This is a genomic window from Streptomyces sp. NEAU-YJ-81 (assembly GCF_017592595.1).
GTDB lineage: Bacteria > Actinomycetota > Actinomycetes > Streptomycetales > Streptomycetaceae > Streptomyces > Streptomyces hygroscopicus_B.
In genome coordinates this window covers 325,701-351,567 of the sequence record NZ_JAGFNO010000002.1, presented here as the reverse complement: position 1 = coordinate 351,567, position 25,867 = coordinate 325,701, and the positions used below count along the sequence as shown (strand labels likewise).

General features: G+C 65.1%; 22 protein-coding genes and 4 pseudogenes. 18 read left to right on the top strand and 8 right to left on the bottom strand.

What is annotated here, in order from left to right; all coding sequences use genetic code 11:
• The first annotated feature begins 37 nt into the window (after window positions 1-37).
• From J5X86_RS07070 to J5X86_RS07030, 9 genes are all read left to right on the top strand, one after another.
• Window positions 38-268, top strand: coding sequence for a hypothetical protein (locus tag J5X86_RS07070; RefSeq protein ID WP_208515907.1), 231 nt, complete (start codon window positions 38-40; stop codon window positions 266-268).
• Window positions 246-758 carry a DUF6879 family protein gene (locus J5X86_RS07065; protein WP_208515906.1) on the top strand — a complete coding sequence of 171 codons (513 nt, stop codon included), beginning with the start codon at window positions 246-248 and terminating at the stop codon, window positions 756-758. Before J5X86_RS07070 ends, J5X86_RS07065 begins: the two co-directional genes overlap by 23 nt.
• A 27-nt stretch (window positions 759-785) precedes the next feature.
• Entirely contained in the window at window positions 786-1,631 is an 846-nt protein-coding gene (locus J5X86_RS07060) for a helix-turn-helix transcriptional regulator (protein ID WP_208515905.1), read from the top strand.
• Between the two features lie 95 nt (window positions 1,632-1,726).
• Complete coding sequence (locus J5X86_RS07055; RefSeq protein WP_243979650.1) at window positions 1,727-2,113, top strand: hypothetical protein; 387 nt, start codon at window positions 1,727-1,729, stop codon at window positions 2,111-2,113.
• Between the two features lie 20 nt (window positions 2,114-2,133).
• The gene (locus J5X86_RS07050; RefSeq protein WP_208515903.1) at window positions 2,134-2,346 is read left to right on the top strand and encodes a hypothetical protein; all 213 of its coding nucleotides are present in this window, start codon (window positions 2,134-2,136) and stop codon (window positions 2,344-2,346) included.
• A gap of 59 nt (window positions 2,347-2,405) precedes the next feature.
• The gene (dapF, locus tag J5X86_RS07045) at window positions 2,406-3,206 is read left to right on the top strand and encodes a diaminopimelate epimerase (protein ID WP_208515902.1); all 801 of its coding nucleotides are present in this window, start codon (window positions 2,406-2,408) and stop codon (window positions 3,204-3,206) included.
• A complete protein-coding gene (locus tag J5X86_RS07040; protein ID WP_208515901.1) occupies window positions 3,203-4,294 on the top strand; it encodes an ATP-grasp domain-containing protein in 1,092 nt (363 codons plus the stop codon). The genes dapF and J5X86_RS07040 overlap by 4 nt, the downstream gene beginning before the upstream one ends.
• A gap of 36 nt (window positions 4,295-4,330) precedes the next feature.
• On the top strand, window positions 4,331-4,855 hold the full coding sequence (locus J5X86_RS07035; protein WP_208515900.1) for a C39 family peptidase: 525 nt from the start codon (window positions 4,331-4,333) through the stop codon (window positions 4,853-4,855).
• A complete protein-coding gene (locus J5X86_RS07030; protein WP_208515899.1) occupies window positions 4,855-5,217 on the top strand; it encodes a glutamate ligase domain-containing protein in 363 nt (120 codons plus the stop codon). Before J5X86_RS07035 ends, J5X86_RS07030 begins: the two co-directional genes overlap by 1 nt.
• A 112-nt stretch (window positions 5,218-5,329) precedes the next feature.
• Here the strand turns inward: J5X86_RS07030 and J5X86_RS07025 are convergent, their stop codons facing one another.
• The 3 genes and pseudogenes from J5X86_RS07025 to J5X86_RS07015 all read right to left on the bottom strand — a co-directional run.
• Window positions 5,330-6,496 (bottom strand): hypothetical protein, encoded by a 1,167-nt coding sequence (locus J5X86_RS07025; protein ID WP_243979648.1) that lies wholly within the window; start codon window positions 6,494-6,496, stop codon window positions 5,330-5,332.
• Window positions 6,497-6,668: 172 nt separating this feature from the next.
• Window positions 6,669-6,803 (bottom strand): annotated as a pseudogene (locus J5X86_RS07020) (response regulator transcription factor); the annotation flags it as partial.
• 205 nt (window positions 6,804-7,008) lie between these two features.
• Window positions 7,009-7,264, bottom strand: a pseudogene (locus tag J5X86_RS07015) (leucine zipper domain-containing protein); the annotation flags it as partial.
• A gap of 654 nt (window positions 7,265-7,918) precedes the next feature.
• On the opposite strand from J5X86_RS07015, the gene J5X86_RS07010 reads away from it, so the two are divergent.
• The gene (locus J5X86_RS07010) at window positions 7,919-8,284 is read left to right on the top strand and encodes a hypothetical protein (protein ID WP_208515898.1); all 366 of its coding nucleotides are present in this window, start codon (window positions 7,919-7,921) and stop codon (window positions 8,282-8,284) included.
• Between the two features lie 296 nt (window positions 8,285-8,580).
• Window positions 8,581-12,075, top strand: a complete 3,495-nt coding sequence (locus J5X86_RS52395; protein WP_208515897.1) for a tetratricopeptide repeat protein — start codon at window positions 8,581-8,583, stop codon at window positions 12,073-12,075.
• Between the two features lie 175 nt (window positions 12,076-12,250).
• Here J5X86_RS52395 and J5X86_RS07000 read toward each other — a convergent pair whose 3' ends face one another.
• From J5X86_RS07000 to J5X86_RS06995, 3 genes and pseudogenes are all read right to left on the bottom strand, one after another.
• Entirely contained in the window at window positions 12,251-13,453 is a 1,203-nt protein-coding gene (locus tag J5X86_RS07000) for an IS110 family transposase (RefSeq protein WP_208515896.1), read from the bottom strand.
• Between the two features lie 257 nt (window positions 13,454-13,710).
• Window positions 13,711-13,842 (bottom strand): annotated as a pseudogene (locus J5X86_RS52800) (site-specific integrase); the annotation flags it as partial.
• 148 nt (window positions 13,843-13,990) lie between these two features.
• Window positions 13,991-14,977, bottom strand: a complete 987-nt coding sequence (locus tag J5X86_RS06995; RefSeq protein WP_208515895.1) for a hypothetical protein — start codon at window positions 14,975-14,977, stop codon at window positions 13,991-13,993.
• A gap of 989 nt (window positions 14,978-15,966) precedes the next feature.
• On the opposite strand from J5X86_RS06995, the gene J5X86_RS50455 reads away from it, so the two are divergent.
• The 6 genes and pseudogenes from J5X86_RS50455 (at window position 15,967) to J5X86_RS52790 (ending at window position 19,710) form a co-directional block, all read left to right on the top strand.
• Entirely contained in the window at window positions 15,967-16,200 is a 234-nt protein-coding gene (locus J5X86_RS50455) for a hypothetical protein (protein ID WP_243979646.1), read from the top strand.
• 195 nt (window positions 16,201-16,395) lie between these two features.
• Window positions 16,396-17,010 (top strand): CHAT domain-containing protein, encoded by a 615-nt coding sequence (locus J5X86_RS50450; RefSeq protein ID WP_374229227.1) that lies wholly within the window; start codon window positions 16,396-16,398, stop codon window positions 17,008-17,010.
• A gap of 1,392 nt (window positions 17,011-18,402) precedes the next feature.
• Window positions 18,403-18,597, top strand: coding sequence for a hypothetical protein (locus J5X86_RS06985; protein WP_208515894.1), 195 nt, complete (start codon window positions 18,403-18,405; stop codon window positions 18,595-18,597).
• Window positions 18,598-18,610: 13 nt separating this feature from the next.
• A complete protein-coding gene (locus J5X86_RS06980; RefSeq protein WP_208515893.1) occupies window positions 18,611-19,123 on the top strand; it encodes a DUF6879 family protein in 513 nt (170 codons plus the stop codon).
• Window positions 19,081-19,317, top strand: a pseudogene (locus J5X86_RS52795) (helix-turn-helix domain-containing protein); the annotation flags it as partial. The gene J5X86_RS06980 and the pseudogene J5X86_RS52795, both read left to right, overlap by 43 nt.
• Window positions 19,318-19,368: 51 nt before the next feature.
• Window positions 19,369-19,710 carry a Scr1 family TA system antitoxin-like transcriptional regulator gene (locus tag J5X86_RS52790; RefSeq protein ID WP_374229233.1) on the top strand — a complete coding sequence of 114 codons (342 nt, stop codon included), beginning with the start codon at window positions 19,369-19,371 and terminating at the stop codon, window positions 19,708-19,710.
• A gap of 322 nt (window positions 19,711-20,032) precedes the next feature.
• Here the strand turns inward: J5X86_RS52790 and J5X86_RS06970 are convergent, their stop codons facing one another.
• Together J5X86_RS06970 and J5X86_RS50445 are read right to left on the bottom strand one after the other, a co-directional pair.
• Complete coding sequence (locus tag J5X86_RS06970) at window positions 20,033-20,479, bottom strand: hypothetical protein (protein ID WP_208515891.1); 447 nt, start codon at window positions 20,477-20,479, stop codon at window positions 20,033-20,035.
• A 39-nt stretch (window positions 20,480-20,518) separates the two neighbouring features.
• A complete protein-coding gene (locus tag J5X86_RS50445; RefSeq protein ID WP_243979642.1) occupies window positions 20,519-21,409 on the bottom strand; it encodes a restriction endonuclease fold toxin-2 domain-containing protein in 891 nt (296 codons plus the stop codon).
• A 487-nt stretch (window positions 21,410-21,896) separates the two neighbouring features.
• Between J5X86_RS50445 and J5X86_RS06960 the strand changes: the two genes are divergently transcribed.
• Entirely contained in the window at window positions 21,897-25,361 is a 3,465-nt protein-coding gene (locus tag J5X86_RS06960; RefSeq protein ID WP_208515890.1) for a type ISP restriction/modification enzyme, read from the top strand.
• Window positions 25,362-25,867: the final 506 nt, after the last annotated feature.

Sequence of the window (25,867 nt, the reverse complement as noted above, 5' to 3'; positions counted from 1 at the left end):
GGCACAGAGATCGTTACCGGCACCCGAGGAGGTCATCATGGCCCTGATCAAGCTCGGTAAGGACCCGGAGAGCCCCAGCGGCGGCTCCCCCACCGTCTACCTCGACGACGAGAAGGACACCTACGTCGTGCAGGGGTGGAGGGTAGAGGACGACGAGCGGCTCGGGCAGATGGAGATCCCCGGACATGAGACGGTGGTAGAGATCCCCCGGCGCATGGTGCAGTTCTTCCAGGAGGTGAAGAAGGGTGACGAGGACCCCGACGTTTGAGGAGCTGTTCCGCGACTGCCAGAGGACCGCGGTCCACCTGGAGATGCGTGACGCCTACATGAAGTCGGACCCGGCCTTCATCGACTGGAAAGCCGGCGTTGTCCTCGACCCGGCCGCACGCTGGGCCGACTGGCACGCCATCGTCACGGAGGCGACCTCGCGAGGCGTCGAGGTTCGGCGTGCACGCGTTGTGTCGACACCGGCCAGCGAGTACATCCGCTTCGAGTACGACGTGACCGACGGGCTGAACATCGCTGCCGGCGAAAGCGTGCGGTGGCTCTCGCGGCGCAACGCGACCGCCATCGCACTTCCGGGCAACGACTTCTGGTTGTTCGACTCCAGCCTCGTACTCGTCAACCACTTCGACGGCGAGGGCGAGAACATGGAGATCGAACTCACGGAGGATCCGGAGGCGGCGAAGCTGTGCGAGTCGGCCTTCGAGGCCGTATGGAAGCGGGCAACGCCACACGCGGAATTCGAGTTGGCCTGACAGTCCGAACAGCACCGTCACACTGACATGACATCGCCATCTTCGAGCGTCCAGGAAGCCCGCAAGGCCCTCGGACAACGCCTGGCCGAGATGCGGCAGGCAGCCGGACTCACCAAGCGAGCACTGGCCCAGTGCCTGGGTTGGCATGAGTCGAAGGCTTCACGCTTCGAGAGCGGCACTCGCGCCCCCTCGGAGCGTGACCTTCGCGCTTGGTGTTCCGCCTGCGGCGCGGAGAGCGAGACCGAGGATCTCATCTCCACAGCCCGCGGAATTGAGGGCATGTACGTCGAGTGGCGCAAGATGGAACGCCATGGGCTCAAGTGGGCACAGGAGTCCGTGGTTCCTCTCTGGGAGCGCACCGAGCGCTTTCGCATTTACTCGCCCTGGCTCATCCCCGGCCCCGTGCAGACGGCCTCGTATATCACCGCACTTCTGACCTCTATTCGCGACCGCCGAGGACTCATCGACGATGTGCCCGCAGCGGTAAAAGTGCGCGTGGAGAAGCAGCAGGTCGTCTACGGGAAGCGTAAGTTCGCCATCCTCCTGGAAGAGAGCGTCCTGCGGTACCGCATCGGCGGCACTGAGGTGATGGCGGGCCAGCTCGGCTATCTCCTCAGTGTCATGGCCCTCCCGTCGGTGAGCATCGGCATCATCCCCCAGGACGCCGACCGCTCCGGCCTGTGGCCCGTCGAGGGATTCTTCCTGTACGACGACGAGCTGGTGAACGTCGAACTGATCTCGGCTCATCTCACCGTCGTCCAGAAGAACGAGCTTGCCATGTATGCCAGGACGTTCAGCGAGCTGGCCGAACTTGCCGTCTACGGCCCCACCGCGCGTGAACTCATCACCGCTGCCATCGAATCTCTAGGGTGAACCTCCGGCAAGTTCGGGCACACTCGTGGAGCCCTACCCCTACCCCTTCCTAGCTTTATCGGCACGGCTGAAAGCGTGCTCGGGAAGGGTCAGTGATGGCTGTGGCAAGTACGGGCAAGGCGCTGGGGGCGGCCAAGGACACTGAGGTCGATTTCTCCCTCATCGACGTGGCGGCGATCTCCTGGCAAACGGATATCGTCCTTCGCCTGCGGATGGGCACCACGACCCGCGCGGCAATGGACAGGCACTTGCCGAAGATGGCAAACGAGTTGAACCGTCTGCTCGGTGAGGACTTGGGTGCCGAAGACAATCGCGAGGTGCGGGAGCTGATCCGCGAGGGGACCAGACTGATCGACCTCACGAATCGACCGACCGTCGAAACGCTTACGTTCGGGACTTTCGTGTACCTCCGCGATATCGCCCTTCTGACGCGACGGCTGCTGTGGATCTACTCCGAGCGGAACGGGCTGAATGCGCCGTGAGCCCCCAGGAGCAGTCCTTCATGCCCTCTCCGCCTGTCGGCACGGTGGGTGCTACGAGGCCGCCGTCCGATGTCCGCATCGGCGACTTCATCCTCCTCGACGGCCAGTACCAGCGGGTCCAGGACATGAGGTCCGCCGGCCCTCCGGCCCACCGCGTTCTGCACTTCGCCGGACGCGCCCCGTTGATCATGCGAGAGGCCCGGACCACCTACCGGCCCCTCGAACACCTTTGATCACGGCCCGCTCGGGCAACGCGCCTTCCTTCTCACCTCACCACGCGAGGAGCACTGTCATGCGCTTTCGCAAGATCCACGGAGCGGGAAACGACTTCGTCCTGCTTTCCGGCCACGAACCGGACGACGACAAGGACTGGCCCAAGGAGGCCGAGCGCCTGTGCGCCAGACGTACCGGCGTAGGCGCGGATGGGCTGGTCCTCAGCCGATTGGTCAGCGAGGACCCCGCCGTTCTCGACATCGCCTGCTTCAACGCGGACGGGTCGATCGCAGCGATGTGTGGCAATGCCTTGCGATGCTCCGCCTGGGCCGCTCGCCGCGATCACGGCTTCCAGCAGATGAGTCTCCGCATGGCCGGAGTAGTGCACGAGGCGGTCGTGTCGGATGACTCCGTGTGGGTCACGGTCGAGGTGAACGAAATCCTCCCCCGGCGCTTACAAACGGTCATCAACGGCAGACCGACCTGGTTCGACAGCGCCCACACCGGCACGGAGCACGTCGTAGCCATCGTGGGCAACGTGGACGCCATCGACGCGGTGGTGGTCGGTCGCATCATCCGTCACCATCCCGATCTGGCCCCGCTGGGCACGAACGTCAACTTCGTTCAATCCGCCGGCCACCAGGCGCTGAAGATCCGCACCTACGAACGCGGCGTCGAGGCGGAAACCCTGTCGTGCGGCAGCGGGGCCGTCGCGGCCGTCGTCGTCGCGACCCTGCGCGGGCTCGTCGCTCGCCGCGCCGTCACCGTTCACAACCGCGCCGGGGAGCCGCTCACGGTCCGGCCACACGACGCCCGGCCAAACCGCACGCAGTGGGTCGGCGGTCCGGTCACCAACACCTTCGAAGGGGTACTCGCATGACTCTCTTCCTCAGCCCCAGCTCGGATCGCGCGGTGCGGAAAGCCGCCGAGGATCTTCGCGCGTGGGGACGGAGCCGTCAGGGCCTCGGTGTCGCCCTGATCTATGGGCCCGTGTCAGCCGAGGACCGGCTCTACCACGCGAAGTGCCCCGTCGAGCAGCGATCCGTCACTGCCCTGGCCGGGGCGCTGGAGGAGATCGGCACCCGCTGGAAGGTGCTGGACCCGTGCGAACCGGACTTCATCATGGATCTGGTCGGGTACGACGTGGTCCTCTCCAACCTCCACGGGCCGTACGGGGAGGACGGCCGATTGCAGGGCCTGCTCGACTACCTTCGCGTGCCCTACTGCGGCAGCGGGGTCGGGGCATCCGCGGTGGCCGCCGACAAGATCCTTTGCAAGCGGGTGATGCTGACTCTCGGCGTCCCCACGCCTGGCTGGCATGTCTGGACCGGCGGCCCGGCTGCTTGGAAGGGCCGCCCCGTGATGGTCAAGCCGTCCTTCGGCGGGTCCAGCGTGGGCATGAACCTCGTACACGACCCAGCTGAGCTGCCCGGCGCCCTGGCGGAGGCTGCCGTCGACGAGGGCGCGGCCGTGCTCGTGGAGGACTACGTGAGCGGCACGCCGCTGACCGTGGGGCTGCTGGAGCTTCCGGGCGGCTCCGTCATCGTCTTCCCCCCGCTGGCCACCGAAGCCAACGAAGCCGAGTTCTACGACGCCGACACGAAGATCGACGTGGATTCCAGGGGCACCGTAACCGTGCGCGCCGCCGAGCTGGCGCCCGAGGTGCTGGACAGGATCGCCAGGGACGTCCGGACCCTGTGGGACGGGATCGGGCTGCGCGGTTCAGCCCGTATCGACTTGATCCTCACCGAGGACGGCGAGCCGTACGTGCTGGAAGTCAACAGCACGCCGGGCATGTCCCGTGACAGCAACTTCGCGGTGGGGGCGGCGATGGTCGGGCTCACGCACACGGATGTCGTCTTGGCGATGCTGCACGAGGCCCTGGCCCGCCCGCCATACGATGTGCCCCTGCCCGCTCCCGCGTTCTCCAGCGCCACACCGACGCGGGAGGCTGCCGTCTCCCCGTAGGAGCTTGCCGCTGTGCCGCACATCCACGATGTCCCCATGTGCCGACAGCTCATCGCCCCCGCCGAGTGGGATCTCCACGGGGGCTGGGCACTGGGAGACAGGACCGAATGGTCCAACCGGGCGTGCGGCCTGGCATCGCTGAGGATGATCCTGCTCACCTACGGGCACGGGGCGCCCACGGTGACGGAACTCCTGAAGCTCGCGGTCAAGCATGAAGTTCTGACCCCGCGCGGAGCACTCCACGCGGGGATCGCGAGACTGGCGACCGACCTGGGAGTGCCCGCTCTCGCAGGGCGCGTGCCCGTCGAAGAACTGCTCGGCCGCCTCGATGACGCCCCGCTCATCGTGTCGGTGACCGAGCAGTTCCCCGACGACGGCCGTTCAGGCGGTCATCTCGTCATCCTCCGCGGCTACGAGGACGGCCCCGACCCGACGATCCTCTTCCGGGACCCGTCGGCGTGGGGCCAGACGCACGATCGCATCCCTCTCAGCCGCTTGTCCCCCTCCTACACCGGCCGCGCGATCACCTTCGCGCCCCTGACTCACAACGGAGACTCTTGATGACCGAGATGAACGGCGAGCCCACCGAGGCCGCAGGCGGCCGAAGGATCGCCGTACTCGGAGAGATGCTGGAACTGGGCGACGAGGCAGTGGAAGCCCACCGCGAGATCGGGCGCTTCGCGGCGGAAGCCGGCGTCGATCTCGTCTTAGCGGTCGGCGGTGACCTCGCCAAACAGCTCGCCCTCGCGGCAGGCGCGGCAGGGGTTCCCGAGGTCGGCATCGTCCGCGACAACATGACCGCTGCCGCCTACCTCGAATCCATCCTCCGCCCCGATGACGTTGTGCTCGTCAAGGCGTCCCGCGGCGGCCAGCTCTGGCAGATCGCCCAAGCGCTCACCGGGCAGGCTGTCACCGGGCTGTAGGAATATATGGCTCTGCCAGCGCCTGGCGGGAGCATGTCTTCGTATGGGCGCGTGTTCACGTGTTGAGGAGGAGTTCTCGGTTACGAAGCCGCCGCCGTCCTCTTGGGTCACTTCAATGACGTCGCGGGAAGGCGTCGCCGGTCGGCCAGTGCTCCGGCAGACCGAGAGCGGTGTGGATGGGGCAAGCTGCTAGCCGGTGTTCGACCTGGGCCTCGACCAATTGTGCGGTTGCCCAGGCGGGAAGGACGGGTGCTGGGAGCGAGTTGGGGTCGGGGCTTTGCCAAAGAACGGGGGTGTTCTTCGTCCAAGTCCAGGGCGCTGGGTTGTCGAGGATGAGGACGCCGCCGACCCGGCTGTGGGCGTGGTCATAGGTAGCAGTCCAGTAGCCGTCGGGCTGTCGGGCGAGGGTCGGTGTGCGAGCGGAGGCGTACTCAATCGAGGTCCCGTACAGCGCGTTCTCGGTGTCCTCAATCTCAGGGAAGAGGGCCGCGTGGCCGACCGCCACGATGAATGGGAGCGCTAGGTCACCGTATTTCCCACCCTTCTTTCTGACGGCGTCGAGTACCCGATCCGACTCGTCGTCGACCCATACCGCAGGATGGATGCCGATTGCCCTGCTCGTTGGATCGCCTCGTCTTCCGGGGCTGCGGGGGAACGCCTCAAACGTGAGGCACCATCCGGCCTCCTGCCAAGTGTGCCTGGGCAGCGGGAACTTGCATTCATACTGAGCGATGACCTGGTCGGGATCCAAGCTCGCAAGCCACCGCGTCAGGCCCGTCTTCAGTCGTTTCTGCGGCGGCGTTCCCGACCCGGCACTGTCAAGCTTGTACGAGAGGAGAAAGTTCGGGCTCGGCACGCGATCGATGGCATCGGTCAGCTGAGGTGGGAGCGACTTGGGCCCGGTGTCGCCCAGACGTTGGGCCGTCCAGATTGCCTCGACGACGAATTGCTGGCCGTCGCGAGTAACCAGGAAGTCGGGGTTCTTGCCACGTGTTCCCCTTTGTTGCTCGATCTCCACGGTACAACCGGAACCCAGCAGCATCTCGTGCAGGTACAACTCCCACAGTGCGGAGAACACGTTCGTATCAGAGTTGCGATCCAGCAGCCGACTACGCAGGCTGGGCTGAGCCTGGGCAGGGAGGTGTGACCACCACTCGTTGATCACATCTCGAACCTGGTCCCAGAACGGACCGGCGATCCTTACGAAGAATTCGGCATTCGGCTCCGCCTCCCGCTTTGGTGCCGCATCCGTACGATTCCGACTTGTATACACGCCCATGGCGAACGATCGTAGGTGGCTTCGTCAACCACTCTCATACATTTTCCGCAGCTCCAGTTCGCCACCCGAGACTGTCGGATCGGCGCGTGGACAACTCTGTTGCTCTCGTAGGACGGCTCGATTAGGCCGGGCCGCCCCCGAGGCGCCGGGCGGTGGGACCGAGACGGCGTCGTCAGAAACCGGGCGGCCCCGACCGGACGAGACCGTTCTGATAGGCGCTGACGGCGAGTTGGGCGCGGTTGCGGGCGCCCAGCTTGGTCATGGCGCGCTGGATGTGAGTGCGGACGGTCAGGACGCTGAGGACTCCACGACTTCCTGTCCGGGGGGATGAGGCTGGGAGGCGTTCGGTGGAGGGAGGGGCGGTCCGGCGGCGGGGGTGGTCGGCGTGTTTGGTGGCGTTGGTCAGGGCTTCCTGGATGATCCGGTACGCCATGAGGTCCACGCCGGGGCCAGCGGCCGGACCTGTTCTTCGGTGGTGACGGTGCGGTCAGGCCGGCGGACGCGCAGGCGGCCAGCTGCAGCGGGCCGATCTGGTGGGCACGGAACATCCGCAGCACCCGCTCTTCCAGGCGGCGGGTGTCCGGTGGGGTGAGTGGTGGGGGCGGCTGGACCGGTCATGCAGCCCCGCGGTCCTGTGGCGGCGGTAGTGTCCAGCCCAGCGGGCAGCGGTGGTGTGGCTGACCTGGAACCGTTCCGGGCCACTCGGCGAAGGGGCCATCCGTCCTCGACGACACACTGGGCCAGGCGCAGCCTGCCGGTCGAGGTCAGCGGGGCGTTACGGTGGGATCAACGAGGGCCTCCTGCGGGCCGGTGGTAGATGTCGCAATCCACACCGAAACCAGAGGCCCTCGTCCCGTTCAAGCACCGCATACGGCACGTCGCCCGTCACCAACGTGCCGTGACAGAACATCTAGTCGCTGTCCCGGGCTTGTGGGCTGGGCGGTCGCCTATTCATGACTTGTCCCGTACAGCGTCACGACGGCGACGCCCACCAAGAGCGCAGCGCCACCCGTTAAGACGAGACTGCCACCTCCTACCGCGCCATATTCCACCTCGCCGCCATTTTCATCTGGTCAGCGATGTGATCCGAGGGAAATGGTTTAAGGCCGCCAGGTACAGGAACGCCTTCCTTCGAATCCCTGCAGGCGTCGGCGGCCGACGCCGCTCCGATTCGGAACGGCCTGCCTGTTCCGAAATGGAACACGCCGCGGTGCGGGATCGGCCCGGCGGCTGTGCGCGCGGCAGCGGATGCGTGAGCGGACGGTCCGGCACGAGGTCCCGTCCTCGCAATCCCCAGTGCGCAGCCCACAGTGCAGATCCATGTTCTCCAACGGACACGCCCAGGGCACAACGCGTCGGCTGAGCTTCACCCCACTAGAGTGGCCGCCAGGCACGATGATGTGTGTAACTCCTGGGGGCAACATGGACTTAGCGTTCTCCGAGCTGGCGCTGGCGGCACTAGGTGGCGCCAGTGGAAGCCTGAGTGAGGCTGTCGTCACGGACCTCTGGCAGCGTCTCCGAACGCGCTTCTCCAGCGACGACCGGACCGTTGCCGCACTGGAGGGGCAAGGCGCCGACGATCCGGATGCTGTCGCTGTGCTGAGCGAGGCTCTGCGTTGCGAGGCCGCAGCCGACCCGGAATTCCGGGGCGAGCTGGAGGACTTGCAGTCCCTACTGTCCCGGCCAGCGGGCAGCACCATCAACACCGTGCGTGACTCCCACGGCCTGAACGCGCCTGGAGCGACATTCAACGGCGCGATCAACATGTCCTTCGGTCGCTCCGAGTAAGAGCAGTGACTGCAAACCCGCCCGAGCCCACTCGGGACACGACGACGAATAGCGTCATCGGCTCAACGGGCATAAACGCCCCGGGAGCGGACCTCCGCGGTGCCACCATCAACATGGGGGCGGGGCTCACCAGCCCCACCCCCAGCACCCAGGAACTGCTCGCACTGGGGTCGGTGGAGGCTCCCTACGGCAGACTTCCGGATGTCGTACTGGGCCGAGACGGAACCCTCTCGGCTCTCGCGCAGGCCAACGCGGCGAACTATCCGCGCATCCAAGTCCTATCCGGAATGGGCGGGGTGGGCAAGACGACGGTAGCCCTGAGCGCTGCTCAGCGGGCCAAGGAGGCCGGCGTCGAGGTCTTCTGGATCCGGGCCGGATCCGCAGCGGCTGTTGCTGACGGGATGCGCCACGCAGCTCTTCTCGCTGGGGCTTCGGCCGAGCACGTCGCCCATGCGTGGGAGAAGGGCGGACGGCCCGCAGCCGACTTGGTGTGGCGCCACCTGGCGATCCTGGACCGTCCGTGGCTGCTCATCTTCGACGATGCCGATGATCTCAATGTGCTGTCCTGCCCGGGCGCCGCGCTGGCCGACGCCACGGGCTGGGCCAGACCCCCGGTCGGCGCCTCACACGGTGTCCTGGTCACCACGCGCGACGGCGACGAGCGATCCTGGGGCAGCCGAATCGCTCACTTCCACCGACTGACAGTTCTGGAACGCGAAATCGCAGGTCGAGTTCTCCAGGAACTGGCTCCGGAAGCGGGTGACACAGACTCCGCCAGGGTTCTGGCCGACCGGCTGGGTTCCTTGCCACTCGCGCTGCACTTGGCGGGTACGTACCTGGACATGGCGCACGGCGATCCGTTGGCTGAAGCAGAGACCTTCGTCGAGTACATCGACGCACTCGGGGATTCTCCGATGTTCTTGGACGACGCCACGGAGGGCGTGCAAGGAGATCTTCGCAGTGACGAGGAACGGGCCCGCCGGACCATTGCTGGTACGTGGGAGCTGTCCCTCTCCCTGCTCGAACGGCAGGGCACGGCGCATGCCCGCGGCTTGCTGCAGTTGCTGTCTTGCTTCGCGCCTACCGCACCTCTGCCAAACGCCTTGCTCGATCCATCCGAGGTCGCCGCTCTAGAGATGTGGCCCGCGAACGTTCAGCCTCGTGCGATCAGAACGTCCCTGAGCGGCCTGCGCAGGTTCGGCCTCATTGGGGTCGACACACATTCGACGGAACCGGCGTACCAAATCCATCGGCTCGTGGCCGAAGTATCGGCCGCTCCACTCCTGGCAGAGCCCGTGGACTACAGAGAGGTGTGGGAGTCGGCCGCCGACCTGCTGGTGGCGGCTACCCCCTACCGGGAGAATCCGCGGGATCCAAGTTCCTGGCCGGCCTGGCAGGGGCTCAACCCTCACTGGCAGGTCATGATGCAGCGTCTACCGCGATGGGGCACCGCAGCTGATGACCGCCTGACCGGGGTGTTGATCGGCGCCGGGGTCGCCGTGTCCTATTTGCACTTCCGAGGCGAGTATGCGGCAGCCTGTGCAATGGCGGACGAAGCATTGAAGCGCGCCATCGCCTCGGAGGCCGCCCCCTGGATCAAGGTGAACATCCGCAGGCATCGCGCGGTTGCGGTCGAGCAGATGGGCGATCTCAAAGCGGCGGAGTCCGAACTCGACCACATTGTGGAGGATTGCGTCAAGGAGTTCGGACAGGATGATCCCACCACTCTGTCTGTGCGCTATCAACGGGCGAGAGTGGCATGTCAGCGAGGAAAGCTTGCGGACGCGGAGCGCGAGTATGACGAGGTGATTCGCCACGAAACCCTGCTGTTCGGCGCGGAGGCGGCCACTACGCTGCGTTCAAGGCACGGCCGTGCGATCTGCATCAGGAGCATGGGACGCCTCGACGAAGCAGCAGATGAGGGAAGGAAGATCCTGGAAGGGCTGCGAGTCGAGCTAGGAGAGAAGCACCCCGATGTCCTCGAAGCCCAACACGAATTCGCGATCTCGTTGCGCGATCAAGGGGAGAACGAGCGTGCCGAGCAGGTCTTCCGCCAAATTCTCAAATTGGAGGAAGAGGTTCTCGGGTCCGAGCACCCGTCCACGCTGATCACTCGTACGAACCTGGCCACCACACTTATTCTGCGCGAGGAGTTAACCGCAGCGGAAGCCGAGATCCGGACCGTGCTTGACGCACGGACCCGCATCCTTGGGTCCGATCACCCCGAAACGCTAGACGCACACCACAGCCTGACAATGTTGCTCATGCGGCAAGGGGAACTCGATGCAAAGAGCGCTGCGACAATCTTCGCGGAGCTGACCGACGCGCAGAAGAGGCAACTCGTCGAGGACCACCCCAGTGTGCTGGCAGGCCGCAACAGTCACGCTGCGGCGCTACGCCTCCTGGGCGAACTGGCCGAGTCAGAATCGGAGTACAGGTCGCTCCTGGACGCAGCAACCTCACGCCACGGGGAGCTGCACACAGTCACACTCAACGCCCACTTCGAGTGGGCGATGGCCTTGGGACGCGTCGGGCGCAGAGACGACGCGGTGTCTGAGATGCGTAAAGTTCTGGCTCTTCAGGAACGCGTTCTCGGCAGCTCGCACCGTAACGTCGTCAGTGTCCGGGCGGCGTTGGGCGCACTCCTGCAGCAACAGGGAAGCCTCGCTGAGGCCGAGGAACAGTTGTCAGAGGCGCTGAATGCTCTGCCGGAGGAGGACGGTGGACGCCTGGACGTCCGACATGATCTGGCAGCGGTGCTTCAGGCACGTGGACGGCCGCAGGAGGCCATTCGTCAACTGCGAGACATCGCCAATGCGGAACAGCGGAGGTCTGGCCCCTCACACCCCGACACGATCACCGCACGCAATAGTCTCGGGGTAGTCCTGAAGGACTTCGGAAGGCTTGACGAAGCAGCGGCGGTGTATCGCGAGGCGCTCAGAGACGCGAGCAGTAAACACTTCAATGACCAGCCTCTGGTACTGACGTTACGCCATAACCTTGCTGTCGTCATGCGCATTCAAGGCGAGCTCGACGAAGCCGAGAAGGAACACTCAGCAATCCTGGAAATCCAGAAGCGCAGGCTCGGACCTGAGCACCCCGAGACGCTCACGACACGGCTGTCGCTCATCCGCATCCTGGATGACAGGGGGGCCACTGCCGAAGCCGAGGCCGCATACCGCGAGCTCTTGTCCGTATGCACCCGCGTCCTGGGGTGCAACCATCGACAGACCCAGTCCATCTGGGGAAATCTCGCCTTCCTGCTCGCCGAGCAAGGACGATATTCCGAAGCAGAGGCGGAGTACCGCGATGCGCTGGACGTATGCCGAGAGCTCCTCGGAGACGACCACCCGGAGACCATCACCATGAACCATAACCTGGCCATGGCGCTGGGCAATCAAGGAAAACTCGCCGAAGCTCTTCCTCGGTTCCATGACTCCGTGGAGCGTCGAGCGCGCGTACTGGGATCCGATCACCCGGAGACACTGGTAGCACGCAAGAATCTCGGTGAGGGCCTGAGCCGGGCGGGACAGCCAGCAGAATGCGCCGAACACTTCAAGGAAGTGGCAGAGGGCTGGGCACGTACACGTGGCACGGACCACGACTCAGTCTGGGACCTACGCTACCGACGAGCCCAACTACTATGGGAAGCCAAACAGCCGCGCGCCGCGCAGAAGGAACTCGAAGCTCTGCTGGCGGGCGCCCTGACGACCCGGTCTGACGGTGATCCGCGCATCACCACGCTTCAACGGGTACTGATGGCTGTGCGTGCCGACGATGGCGATTCCTAGCCAGGGGTCACATCGAAGGCTCGGCAGCCCTTACTCATACAGAGCAGCCATTCCGGGCGTCGTGCAGCCGGATCACCCGGAGCCCGACGCCTGCGGCGACTCGGGTGAACGACCGGTAGATGTTGCCCAGCTCGACCTGGCGACCGGTGCGGGGGGGGTGCCTCTATGTCTTTCGTCAAGCGAGGCGTGGGGTTCTGGGTTCGTAGAAGGTGCCGTTGCGGAGCATCGCGAACAGCACGTTGATCCTCTGGCGGGCCAGGCGGAGAAGTGCCTGGGTGTGGGTCTTCCCGCGGGCCCGGCATCGGTCGTAGTAGGTGCGGGAGGCGGGATCGTGCAGAGCGGCGAACGCGGACAGGAACATCGCGCGTTTGAGTTGCCGATTGCCGCCTCTGGGCGCGTGTTCGCCGTGGATCGAGGTCCCGGAGGACTTCGTGGTCGGGGCGAGGCCGGCGTAGGAGGCGAGGTGGGCGGCGGTGGGGAAGCTGGTGCCGTCGCCGACGGTGACCAGCAGCGTGGCGGCAGTCCTGACCGCGACCCCCGGCATCGAGGTCAGGACTTTGGAAAGAGGGTGTGCCTCCAGCAGGGCGCTGATCTGGGCTTCTGTGGCCCGGCGTTGTTCGTGGACGGCGCCGAGCGAGCGAGCCAGGGAGGGGATCACGATGTCGAGGGTGCCGGTGCCCGGGACCACGACGGTCTGCTCGTCGAGGGCGTCGAAGACGTCGTCGATCAGCCGTGTCGCCATGCGCGGGGCCTTGGGCCGGATCACCTCGACCAGCCTGCGGCGTCCGGCCTTCCGCAGGGCGGCCGGGGATCCGTAGCGTTCCAGCAGCCAGGTCACAGCCTGGTGGTCCAGGCGCGGCCCGAGCACCCGCTCGAGGCTGGGGTGGAACTGGGTGAGCAGGCCGCGGATCCGGTTGGAGGTGCGGGTGGCCTCGGCCGCGAGGTCCTGGTCGAAGCCGACGAGCACGGTCAGCTCGGCGGTGATCTCGTCGGTGAGTTCCAAAGAGCGCAGGGTGTGCGGCATGGTGCGGGCGGCGTCCGCGATCACCGCGGCGTCCTTCGCGTCGGTTTTGGCCTCGCCGGGGTAGAGGTCGGCGATCCGCCGCATGGCCAGGCCGGGCAGGTAGGCGACCTTGCATCCGGTGTCCCGGGCGACCGTGAGCGGGAGGGCGCCGATGGAAGCGGGCTGGTCCACCACGACGAGGACCGTGCCGAACTTGGTCTTCAGCTTCTCGAAGACGCCCCGCAGTTTCGGTTCGGTGTTGGGCAGTTGCTTGTCGAAGACCTTCTTGCCGGCCGGGGTGAGGCCGTGGCCGTGGTGGGCACTCTTGCCGACGTCCAGGCCGAGGAAGACGCCTATGTCGTCGCTGTCGTTCAAACCGTCCTCCCGAACGGGTGCCGTGCGTGCTGGCCTGGGCGTTGGCGTTGTGCGCGCATCCACGTTATGCAGACCTGCCGCCCGCAAACGGCCGGGCGTTGCACCAGGCCAGGCGGTAGTCGGGCCTCTCATCAGCGTCTCCAACGGCGCCTCTCGGGCCCGGTGGCACCACCCCCCAGGTCATGCGTTCGACAGGGGGGACCAGCCATGCCGGGCCCGGAGGCCAGCGGCCCTCTTGCAGGACCGCGAAGAAGATAACGGGGGGTGAAGACCTGCCCGCCGTTTCCCTGCCACCGCTCCCCCGCCCGCTCCCGGATGTCTACCTGCCGCATCCGATGCCAGCGCAGCGGAGCGATGCACATGGCGGGCAGTGCGACCGCGCGGCGGCGGCAGCGTGCACCTAGAGATGGAGCACGCGGCTTCCTCGCCGGCAGAAACCGGGGCGCGGTCTCTAAAAGCTTCACGTGCTGCGTAGTGAGGGGATCCCGGATACCCATGCGCGGTCCCGCTCACGGGGCGCGGCGGAAATTATTCGCGTCAATCGGCAAGTGCAACTACAACACTCCGAGGAATGGCTCGATACACGGCAAACGGGATTAGCGAGAAGCCGGGATGCTGCGGGAGATCAATGAATCCCAAGCGTCCCAGGTTTCGCATCTGCGCGTTCATGGTCTCCGCAAACTCCGCCCTATTTAGACTTCCGTCTGCATTGTAGAAATTCATGTCAGGTAGAGAGGTTTCCTCTGTGCCGTAGCTGCCAATGCTGCCAACTACTGTCCACTCCTGTTGCTCCGTCCTGTATCGAGCGAACAGGACGTCTGCTTCACTGTCCAAGTACTGGCGCCCTTCTTGCAGGCGCGAGTTGATAAGGACGCCTTTCGCTGGAGTAAGGTTCACGTGAAGGCCAGGCGCAAAGACACCCTTGGAAATGCGCACGAAGGCTCTCAGGGTTCTCCCGTCAGCACCGCCAATGTCAGGGAAGTCAGGGATTGAGTCTTCCAGCGCGGCTGGCCCGTCCGCTGGTTTCTGCTTAGGCGTACGCCTCTGCTGTCCTCCTTGCTTCGCTTTGCTTTGACTTGCTTGCTTGACGACCGGCAGATGCCCCATGTCGTTCAATCCGACCATCACGGAACCAAAGGCCGAGAATGCCGAAGTCGCGTAGCGAGTATCAAACAGCGAACCCATGGCTGTAACTCTGACCAGGGACCCTACAGGCAGTCTTCTTTTCAGTTCGCCGGAGCTCCACTGTCCGGGCTCGCGGACTTCTTCTGATATATCTCGAAGCAGCGACTCTGACTCTAGGGCCTGCTCGAGCATCGGAAACAATGCGTCACCCAGAGACTTATTGGTATATGTTTCACTTCCAGAGCCTTGAAAATATTGCCCGGCGACCCGCGGGCCGACAGTTGTCCTTTTTTCTTTGCGCTCGGTCTCCCGCGATTCTTCTGCGATCCCTCCGTCAATTTGGGCCAGCATTGCCCTGACTTTGTCAGTGTCTACGTACAGGAACTCGCGGAGTATCATTCGCACCCTCCTCTTAGAGTGGGCCACATCGTAAGGGACAGATGCGTCTGCAATGGCGCATATAGCGAACATTGGCACCACGTGCGGGACGTTTGGCACGGAGTGCCCTCAGGACAGCTCCTTGCACCGCGCCAGCCTCCGCGGCTGGCTCTGGTCGATAGCAATGCAGCGTGGCTAAGGTCTTTGGGGGTGCAGCGAGGCATACACGCGCCTGGTCGGGCGTTTGCATCCGCCGTCGTGGCTGACTGTCGTCGGCTGAGGTTTCGTGCCACTACCCCGTCAGATGCAGGGGTCACCCACGGTCAGCGAGGGGGTGGTCGAGTCTCCGGCTGTCTCACCAACTACCGAAGCGCCAGGTCAGCGGCGTGACCCTCCAGTCTCTCTCCTAATGTGATTGTCCGGCGCGCTCAGCGAGTCCAGAACGAATCGAACAGCGACGTGCAGTGACCAGATTCGGCCACCGGCCCGCGCGGACCTCGCGCCGCAGAGCAGCGGCTATGCCTCCCATACGAACGGCTTCGTGCGTGCGCGATGCGTGAGCGGACTGCCCGGCACGGACCGTCATAAGCAGGGTCGAGCAATCAGCAAACCTTGGCTCTGAACAGGTGAAACAGCACCAGATAACAGCGTCGAGCACCACCCGGCAGAGGTCCGATCCCACTCCTAAAGCCGGGGGTGTCGCGGATTCGGATCCTGCCAGGACGCAGAGAAACACCTGGTTACGGGCCCATCCACCCGGCAGACGGGAGAGACCGTCCGCGAGCAGGGCGAACTGGCCGGACGCCTGCTCCTGGACATCCTCCGCGGCAAGGAGACCGACCACGACGTCGTCGAACCTACCCAGCTCGTCATCCAAAGCAGCACGGCACCACCACGTTCTGATCGCGACCGCACCATGCTCGCGTGCGGATCGAAGAGGCGGTTGGGGAGGGCGATGTCAGTGGTCGTCCGTAGCGTGGTGGTACGAGAACCTCGGGAGGCTACCGGACATGAATGCGAGCTACTACGGCAGTCAGCTGGAACGCAAGAACAAGGCACGCGCCGATGCGGAGAACAAGGTCGGCGAGTATCGCCGTAAGGAGGCCGACAAGCGCGCCGCCGCCGCGAAAGCTCGCGCCTCTGCCGCAAAGTCGAAGAACGCCAGCACGGTGCGGAGCAAGCTCCGGGAAGCGGGCCGGTACGAGGACCAGGTGAACACTGCGGCTCGTGACGCTGCGTCCTAGAGCACCAAAGCCGCGAAGTACGGAAAAGAAGCAGCAGACCTGCAGGTCAATCTCGCCAAGGCAGAGCAGGCCGAGCAGCAGGCAGCCGAGCGAGCACGTCAGCGTGAGCAGAAGGAGGCCGAGCTCCGAGCCACGGCCGAGCGTAAGAAGATCCAGGGCCGCCTGGCTGCGACCGAAGAACAGGTCAGCATCGCGTTGCGGCAGCTGCGGAAGCCGAAGCCGGAGAAGCTGCGCGTGCTGATGCTGGGCGCCGCATCGGAGGGCGACTTGCGGGTAAGCCGCGAGCAGGCACGGATCCGGACAGCGGTCGAAAGAGCTCTACACCGCGACCTCGTCGAGCTGGACGTCCACCCCGCCGCTACGACAGGGCATCTACTCGACGGCCTCACCAGGTTCCGTCCCCACGTGGTGCACTTCTCCGGCCACAGTGACACCGATCTGATCGTCTTCGAGCAAGACCTCGATGAGCCTCACGAGGGCGCGATCGTTACAGATCGGGCCTTCGCAAGCGCCATCAAGGCCACCGACGACCCGCCGCTGCTGGTTCTGTTGAACTCCTGCCACTCCGCCGCCCAGATCAAGAACTTGGTCGAAACGGTGCCCTTCGCCATCGGCATGGCGGACGAGATCGGCGACGGCGACGCGATCACGTACGCCGCTGTAGCCGACGGCCAGTCGGTCCGGGCAGCGCACAACCTGGGCCGAGCGGCCATGGAACTCGCTGGTTTGCCGGACCACGAACTGCCGACCCTCGAATGTGCCCCTGACGTCGACCCCAGCACCACCTTCCTGGTCAAGCCGCCTCAGTGACCGGCCGTGTGCCACGCGGTGGGCGGCGCTTCAGCCGTTGCGACTGGTGGACTACCCGCGTGAGGGCACATCCAGGGCACATGAGCCTGGGGAGTTACGCCAACCGATGAGAACTACCGAGAGTGGTTTTCGCTGGTCAGCGCATACGTTGCCAGGAAAACCCCCGGTCACCGCCTCGCCCCAATTGCCGCATGAGTGGCAGGGCACGGTCCAGAGCAACCCGGCAGCAAGCACCGTCTCCACCCCCATGCGGGCGCGAGGCTTGAGCGGATGGTCCAGCACGAGGTGTCGCCGAGTGAAATGAAGTACGAAGCCACGTGGCGCTGACCAGGTACGGCGTTCACTTCCCGTGCCACTCATCACGCAGTCGGCGCACCGCAGCGATGGCGCGTACGGCCTTATCGACAAGCGTCGGAACTTGATCCAGGACATACCCCAGTACGAGGACGCACCCACCGAGCGCAGCAACCGTAGCGGTTGCCCAACCGACCGTTTCCATCCGAACTGTCTCGCCTTCCTTTAAGAAGGTGGTCGGTTCGGAGGCATAGCAGGCTCAGACCGACCACCTGAATTGGTGGTCTGGTCGAGAGCCCAGGCCCGCACGCCGCTTCTCGGTGCTGTATTCGAGTCTCTGACGTCTTGAAGGTCGCGTACCGCGTGGCCCGGGTACCGCCCCTCACGGCTCCCCGGTGGTGTGTCGGACCGTCCGGAGCTACCGCCCCTCCCATGCTCGCTGTGGTGCTCGACTTCTGCAGGCCAAAACTCGTCGTGTTATTGCTTCGTGACCAAATAGTGGCAGGCTTCGCGGAGCGCCTGAAACAGTACCGGCGACCAGGTCACCGCCGCCCCGCGCTCCGCCGGCTGCTCGGCGCAGAGGTCGAACGGGCGCCGAGGTCTACCGCATCCTCCTCGAGAGCGACACTGCTATACCCGACCCGATGCAGGCTGACCCCATGCCGTCAGATCGGCGCCCACTCGGAACGGATCCAGCACACATGGGGACGAGAAGCCCCGTGAACACGCGAGAACTACGGAGGGATATTTTCCCAGGCCAGACGCACCACACCCGACGTCTCCGCAGGTCACAGTCCTGGCCCGGGAAAACTCCTAAAGCGGGTGTCGCAGGTTCGAATCCTGCCGGGGGCACCACGCATTACGTCGCTGACCTGGGGTTTCTCCCCCAGGGAGGCGCTCTCTTCGGCCTCGGACTCCTCGTCCGGGGCCGTTTGCGTGAGAGGTGCGTGAGCGGCACCCGCGCGGCGTCGACCAGGTTTCCCCACTGAGGGTCGCTACCCGAAAGTTCGGGCAAGTTCGGGCAAGTTCCTGGCTCGGCAGCTGAGTCGCGGGCAAGCTCTGGCACAGAGATCGTTACCGGCACCGGAGGAGGTCATCATGGCCCTGATCAAGCTCGGTAAGGACCCGGTGAGCCCCAGCGGCGGCTCCCCCACCGTCTATCTCGACGACGAGAAGGACACCTACGTCGTGCAGGGGTGGGAGGTAGAGGACGACGAGCGGCTCGGGCAGATGGAGATCCCCGGACACGAGACGGTGGTGGAGATCCCCCGGCGCATGGTGCAGTTCTTCTAGGAGGTGAAGAAGGGTGACGAGGACCCCGACGTTTGAGGAGCTGTTCCGCGACTGCCAGAGGACTGCGGTCCACCTGGAGATGCGTGACGCCTACATGAAGTCGGACCCGGCCTTCATCGACTGGAAGGCCGGCGTGGTCCTCGATCCGGCCGCGCGCTGGGCCGACTGGCACGCCATCGTCACGGAGGCGACCTCGCGAGGTGTCGAGGTTCGGCGCGCCCGCGTTGTGTCGACACCGGCCAGCGAGTACATCCGCTTCGAGTACGACGTGACTGACGGACTGAACATCGCTGCCGACGAAAGCGTGCGGTGGCTCTCGCGGCGCGACGCGACCGATATCGCACTTCCGGGCAACGACTTCTGGTTGTTCGACTCCAGCCTCGTACTCGTCAACCATTTCGATGGCGAGGGCGAGAACATGGAGGTCGAACTCACGGAGGATCCGGAGGCGGCGAAGCTGTGCGAGTCGGCCTTCGAAGCCGTATGGAAGCGGGCAACGCCGCACGCGGAATTCGAGTTGACCTGACCGTCCGAACAGCACCTCACCCTGACGTGACAACGCCATCTTCAAGTGTCCAGGAAGCCCGCAATGCGCTCGGCCAACGCCTGCGAGCGCTGTCCCAGTGCCTGGGTTGGCATGAGTCGAAGGCTTTGCGCTTCGAGAGCGGCACTCGCGCCCCCTCGGAGAGTGACCTTCGCGATTGGTGTTCCGCGTGTGGCGCGGAGAATGAGACCGAGGATCTCATCTCCACTGCCCGCGGAATCGAGGGCATGTATGTCGAGCTGGAAGAGAGTGTCCTGCGGTACCGCATCAGCGGCACTGAGGGGGTAATGGCAGGCCAGCTCGGCTATCTCCTCAGCGTCATGGCCCTCCCGTCGGTGAGCATCGGCATCATCCCCCAGGACGCCGACCGCTCCGGCTTGTGGCCCGTCGAGGGGTTCTTCCTGTACGGCGACGAGCTGGTAAACGTCGAACTGATCTCCGCTCATCTCACCGTCGCCCAAAAGAACGAACTTCCCATGTATGCCAGGACGTTCAGTGAGCTGGCTGAAATTTCCGTCTACGGCCCCACCGCGCGTGAATTCATCACTGCCATCGAATCTCTAGGGTGAACGTCTGGCACGTTTGGGCACACTCGTGGAGCCGCACCCGTGCCCCTTCCTAGCTTTATTGGCACGACTGAAAGCGCAGTGACGACTGTGGCAAGTACCGGCAAGGTATTGGGGGCGACCAAGGACACTGAGGTCGTTTTCTCCCTCATCGACGTGGCGGCAATGAGCACTCGAAACCAGCGATTCGTCTATGTGCTTTGCCTCATAGCAATCGGCGGCTGAACACCGCTGATCACGGCTCGCTCCGGCACCGCCCCACCGCGTGGCCCCGTGACCGCCGAACGGCTCGTCTGCCACGCGGGGCGGCCGTCGAGCTCCGGGGTCAATCGAGGTCTCCGGTGTCCTTGAGGTGCTCCATGAACCCGGCCGCGATGCGCGGGCGTGTCGCCTCCGGGACTGGGGTGTCCGGCAGCTCGGCCTCCAGGCCCCATTCCGTGTTGAACATGACGGCCACGCCCGTCGGCACCACGTTGTTCGAAAGCCAGAGGGCGAAGGCGGCCGCTGTGTGAACGGTGCAGTCCTTGACCGAGACTCCCTGGGGGGAGAGCAGGGCCATGCCCTCCAGCTCTTCGTCGTCCAGGGTGATGCCGAAGTGCATGGACGATCCGCTGACCGGGCCGTCGGAGCCGTCGTCGATGCGGATGAACTCCTCGGGGTCGCGCTCACGCAGCAGGGCCTCCAGGCCCTCGTAGGTCAGGCCCCAGCTCTGCCCCTCCGGCGGGCTGAAGATGTACATGGTGCGGAGTTCGGCGATCTCTTCCGGTTCCATCGGTGGCGCTGTGCTTCCTGTGCGGCGGGGCGGCGGTCGTCAGGGTACGTAGCGGGCGTGGCCTTTGACACCGTAGGCGGCCATCATGACGCGCCAGTACTGGACCGACTCCTGGTTGTTCGTGACCGTCTCGACCCCTCGCATCTCCGTGTTCCTCGGATCATTGAGCGCGGCGGCGTACTTCTTGAGCTCATCGCGGTCCGACCGGTAGAGGAAGTCCTTCTTCCCCTTCTCATGGTTCTCGCGAAGCTCGTCGAGGGACCGGTAGCAGCGCTGGTCCGGTTTGTTGACGTACTTCGCCTCGATGGCCATCCCGTCGAGGTCGCGGAACCCGTCCACCATCAGCGTGTTCCCCTTGCTGTGGCCGGGCGGGATGGGGACCTCGTACTCGGGGTAGCCGGCCACGCGCTTCTGGTAGGCGATCTCCGCCGGCCTGCCACCCGAGATGTCGCCCGGCCGCAGGGAACTCAGCCAGGTCTGGAAGTTCTTCTGCTGTCCGGGCGCGAGCGGCGGGAAGCGGGGGTCGGGCGGCGTGCCCGGGGGGATCGGCTGGACGCGCGGGCCCTTGGGAGGGCGATAGGCGGCCGGAACCAAGGTTGGGACGCGGATCAGCGGAGCCAGGAACGGCGGCAGCCCGGGTGGCACGAGGCTGTCGTTGTCGGGCTGCGGCATCTTCACCCTGGACTTGGACGTGTCCAGAGCGGCAGGGATCTTGCCGAGGGCCGCGATCCGCGTGTCCCCGGCGATGAGTTCGTGGAGGTCGCCGTCGTGACCGTCCCCTCCGAACCTGGGCTGCTCCCAGGGCCAGAGGGACTCCCCGGTGAACGGCATGGACTCCATGGCCCGGCGTTTCTTGGCGGTCTCTATGTGCCCGGCGTAAGCGTCACACGCGTTGGCGAGCATCTTGCAAGCGACGGGAAGGTTCGCCATGAGCGTCTCGTCCTCGCCCACCTGGCTCGGCGGCGCGGCCTTGCCGACGAACTTCTTGAAGAAGTCGCAGAGCGGCAGCTATGCCTCTCAGACGAACGACTTCGTGCGTGCGCGATGCGTGAGCGGACTGTCCGGCACGGACCGCCATAAGCAGGATAAAGCACTCAGCGACCGTGACGCTGACCAGGTGGAACAGCGCCGGATAGCAGCGCCGGGCACCACCCGGCAGGGATTCGATCCCACTCCTAAAGCGGGTGTCGCAGGTTCGAATCCTGCCGGGGGCACAGAGAAACACCTGGTCAGAGGCCCCTCCGTCCAGATCGCGGAGGGGCCTCTACGCTTCCTGAACCCGTGCAGCGCGCGGAGAAGGGGCGCTGTCGCAGGCCGGTGGGTGTACGCAGCCCTGAGACCCTCTCGACGGTCGGTGTTGTTGCACTTACCGTGTGTTGAGTTGGATACCGGGAGTGTGCTGGCCTCTGGGGGCGGGATGCAGCGCAGGGACGGGTTTCGGCGGATCATCAGCGAGTTCGGTGCAGCGTGCAAGCAGGCATTGCTGCATGGGCAGAAGGAAGCCGCGATCCGTCGCGCCGTGGAGACGCTTCTCGTCGACGCGGCGAACGTGTTAGGGCTACAGGCCGTCCTACATGCCGAGGTAGCGATCGCCGCGCACCGAATCCGCCCCGACCTGGCTGTGCGGATCGGGAAGTTATCTCGCAACATCGTCGGTTACGTCGAGCTAAAGAGCCCGGACAAAAGCGTGATCCATCCTGGCGGGCTGAACCAACGTGATCGGCGGCAGTGGGAGGGTATGTCGAAGCTCCCCAACTTGATCTACACCAACGGCCAGACCTGGATCATGTATCGCTCAGGTCGGCAACACGGCGACACCATCTACCTCGAAGGCGATCTGCGTACTGCCGGCTCCCGCCTACGGCTACCGGCAGCCAGCGAGGCGCCCTTCGAATCAATGCTGACAGCGTTCTTCAGTTGGCAGCCGCATCCACTGACATCGATGCGGGAAGTTGTCGCTCAGGTAGCCCCGCTGTGCACACTCCTGCGCGATGCCGTCCACGACCGGCTCGACGCCGAGGCCAGCCTCCCGCGCCACCGGCGTCCCTTCACTGACCTGGCCTCCACTCTCGAAGTCGATCTCTTTCCCACCACCGATGACCGGGACAAACGCGCGGCCTTCGCCGACCGCTACGCCCAATCCGTCACCTTCGCGCTCCTGCTCGCCAGCTCGGACACCGCCGATGGCCATGACAGCTCACTGGCCAAGATGAGCCTGCATGAGGTCGGCCGCCGTCTGGGAGCGGAGCATTCCGTTATGGGCCGCGCTCTGCAGATCCTCACCGACCAGGTGGAGGGAGAATTTCGCGACAGCCTCGACATGCTCGTTCGCGTCATCGACGCCATCGACTGGCGGAGCGCCCTGGCCAGCGAACCCGGCTTCCACATCCACCTTTACGAACACTTCCTACAGGAGTACGACCCCGACCTCCGCAAGGACTCCGGCACCTACTACACCCCAGCGCCGCTGATGGAGGAGATGATCCGCCTTGTCGACGAAGTGTTGATCACCACGCTGGGTTGCCCAGACGGTTTCGCCGACCCCGGGGTGTCCATCATCGACCCGTCCATGGGCACCGGCACCTTCCTCACCGGCATCATCGACCTCGTCGCCCGCAAGCAGTCCGAGGGCGGCAATGACGGCTTCCGCGCCGAATCCGTCCAAGAACTCGCAGGCCGACTGATCGGCTTCGAGAAGCAAATGGGGGCTTTCGCCGTTGCACAGATGCGCGTCGGGCAGATGCTGCGTTCTCTCAACGCCCGGGTCCGGCTGCGCGACATGCGCCTACATCTAGCCGACACCCTTGCCGACCCCTGGCGGCCGAGCGAACTTTTCACCCGCTATGGCGCCCTGTGGGGTCCCTTGCGCGACGACGCTGAAGCCGCCAGCTTCATCCAGCGCGAAGGCCGCATCACTGTCGTCATCGGCAACCCTCCCCACCGCGAACAGGCGGAAGGCCAGGGTGGATGGATCGAGAATGGCTCACCAGACCGAGGCGCCCCACCGCTGGACGCCTTCCGGCTGCATGGTGCGGCAGGAGTGTACGAGAACAAACTGAAAAGCCTATGCACCTACTTCTGGCGCTGGGCCACGCACAAGGTGTTCGACCAGTACGACGACCACCGTCACGGTGTTGTCTGCTTCGTCAGTACCGGCGGGTTCATCCGCGGCGCCGGCTTTCAGGGCATGCGCTCGTACCTGCGCCGCACATGCACCGAGGGCTGGGTCATCGACCTCACTCCTGAAACGAAGAGACCCCCGCTCAACAGCCGCTTTTTCGCCAGCGTCCAGCAGGAATTAGCCATAGCCATTTTTGTCCGCAAGCAAGGCGAGCGGCGAGATCAACTGGCCCCTGTCCACTACACGGCTGTCCATGGCACTCGCCAGGACAAAGAAGAGCAACTACACGACCTGCACATCAACGGTCCCGGCTGGCGCACTTCCCGGCCTGTCAAGCACGCCCCCTTCACACCAGCCTCCCACAGCGGTTGGGATGCCTTTCCCTCTCTCACCGACCTCATGCCCTGGCGTAAACCGGGCATAAAACCCAACCGGAACTGGGTCTTTAGCCCATCCAAAACCACCCTGCATCGACGCTGGAACCGCCTCGTCCAGGAACGTGACCTCGCCACGCAAAAGGCACTGTTCAAAGAGACCCGCGACCGCACCCTGGACAAGGAAGCCCTCCAGATACCCGGTCACCCCCACCCGCCGGCCCTTCTCCGCGACGAGCGCAGCCCCTGTCCGGTTCCGATACGCGTCGCCCGCAGAGCCCTGGACCGCCAATGGCTCATACCCGACGGGCGCGTCATCGACTTTTCGCGCCCGGAGCTGTGGCAGGCCGCCATAGACGGCCAGGTCTTCATCGTCGAACAGCACTCCCAACGCCTGCAGACCGGCCCAGCGCTGCTCTTTTCCGCTCTCATCCCCGACATGCACTACTTCAACGGCAACGGTGGTCGCGTGCTGCCGTTCCTGCATGCTGACCGCTCCCCCAACATCGCCCCCGGGCTGTTACATCACCTCGCCAACTCCTACGGTCTCCAAGAGGTCATCCCGGAAGACCTGCTGGCCTACATCGCCGCCGTCACCGCCCATCCCACCTTCACCGAGCGCTATGCAGACGACCTCAACTCACCCGGCGTACGCATCCCCTTGACCGCCGCTAGTGGCCTCTGGCATGAGGCCGTCAGCCTGGGACACCGCATTCTGTGGGCTTCCACCTTCGGCACACGAAGCATCAGTCCAGGTGACGGCCGCCCAGCAGGCACATCGAACTGGTGGCGAGACCCGCATCCCGAGATCACATACGCCCGACGAGTCGCGCCTGATGGGCTCCCTTCCACGATCACCTACGACCCCGAAAACGAGCACCTGATCATCGAGGGAGGCGTCTTCACTGGCGTCACGTCGCGCATGCGCAACTACACCACCGGTGGACGTAACGTACTCGACAGCTGGCTCGCGTACCGCAGCAACCGCAGCGCTGGCAAGGTGACCAGCGAACTCGACCGCGAGCGCCCGGAGCACTGGGAGCACGAGTGGAGTCGGGAACTCGTGGAGATCCTCGCCGTACTCAGTGAGCTGACTGCCCTGGAGCCGCGGCAGGCAGAGTTACTCGACCGCCTAGTGACCGCGCCTCTGATCGATGTGGCTGAACTGAATCGGCGCCGCATCCTCCCGGTACCCGAGCGCGCCAAGAACGCTCGCACTGGCCCGGACCACGCGTTTCTGCCCGGCCTGGAAACAGTCGATGGTCAACCTCCTGGACCTGTCGAGCCGCTAACGTCCCCGAACGACTCCCCGGCTGACGCGGCACCCGGCCGGCACTCACCTGTGCGACCCGGCCCTCATGCCCGACGGCACCGCGGTCGGGCATGATCTGCGCGGAGAGCAACTGCTTCGTGGCTCGCGATACCCCCTCCTCCCATTCCCTTGCCAACGACCTCACTGATCGCTGACCGCCCGAAAGAGGAAGGGCAAGCCAGAACGGATTCAGCACACATGAGGCCGGGAAACCCCGCGAACACGTGAGAACTACGGAGGGGTGTTTTCCCAGGCCAGGCACCACGCAGTCGACGTTTCCGCAGGTCACAGCCCCGCCCAGGGAAGACTCCTAAAGCGGGTGTCGCAGGTTCGAATCCTGCCGGGGGCACTTCCTGCGCAGCAGGTCAGAGAGCCACAAGGCCCCTCGTTCATTCGAACGGGGGGCCTCCTCCATGATCAACTGCCCACATAGATGCCACACCCCCAAAGGATCATGGATTCCGACCGGGTGTATCCCTGGGCGACACGGGTACGTCGTTCGTAAAGTGAGACCCCGAGGGGCGGCGCTGCTCCCGATCCAGCGCCGCCGATTCCTGCCTCAGCAGACCCGTGGTCCCTGG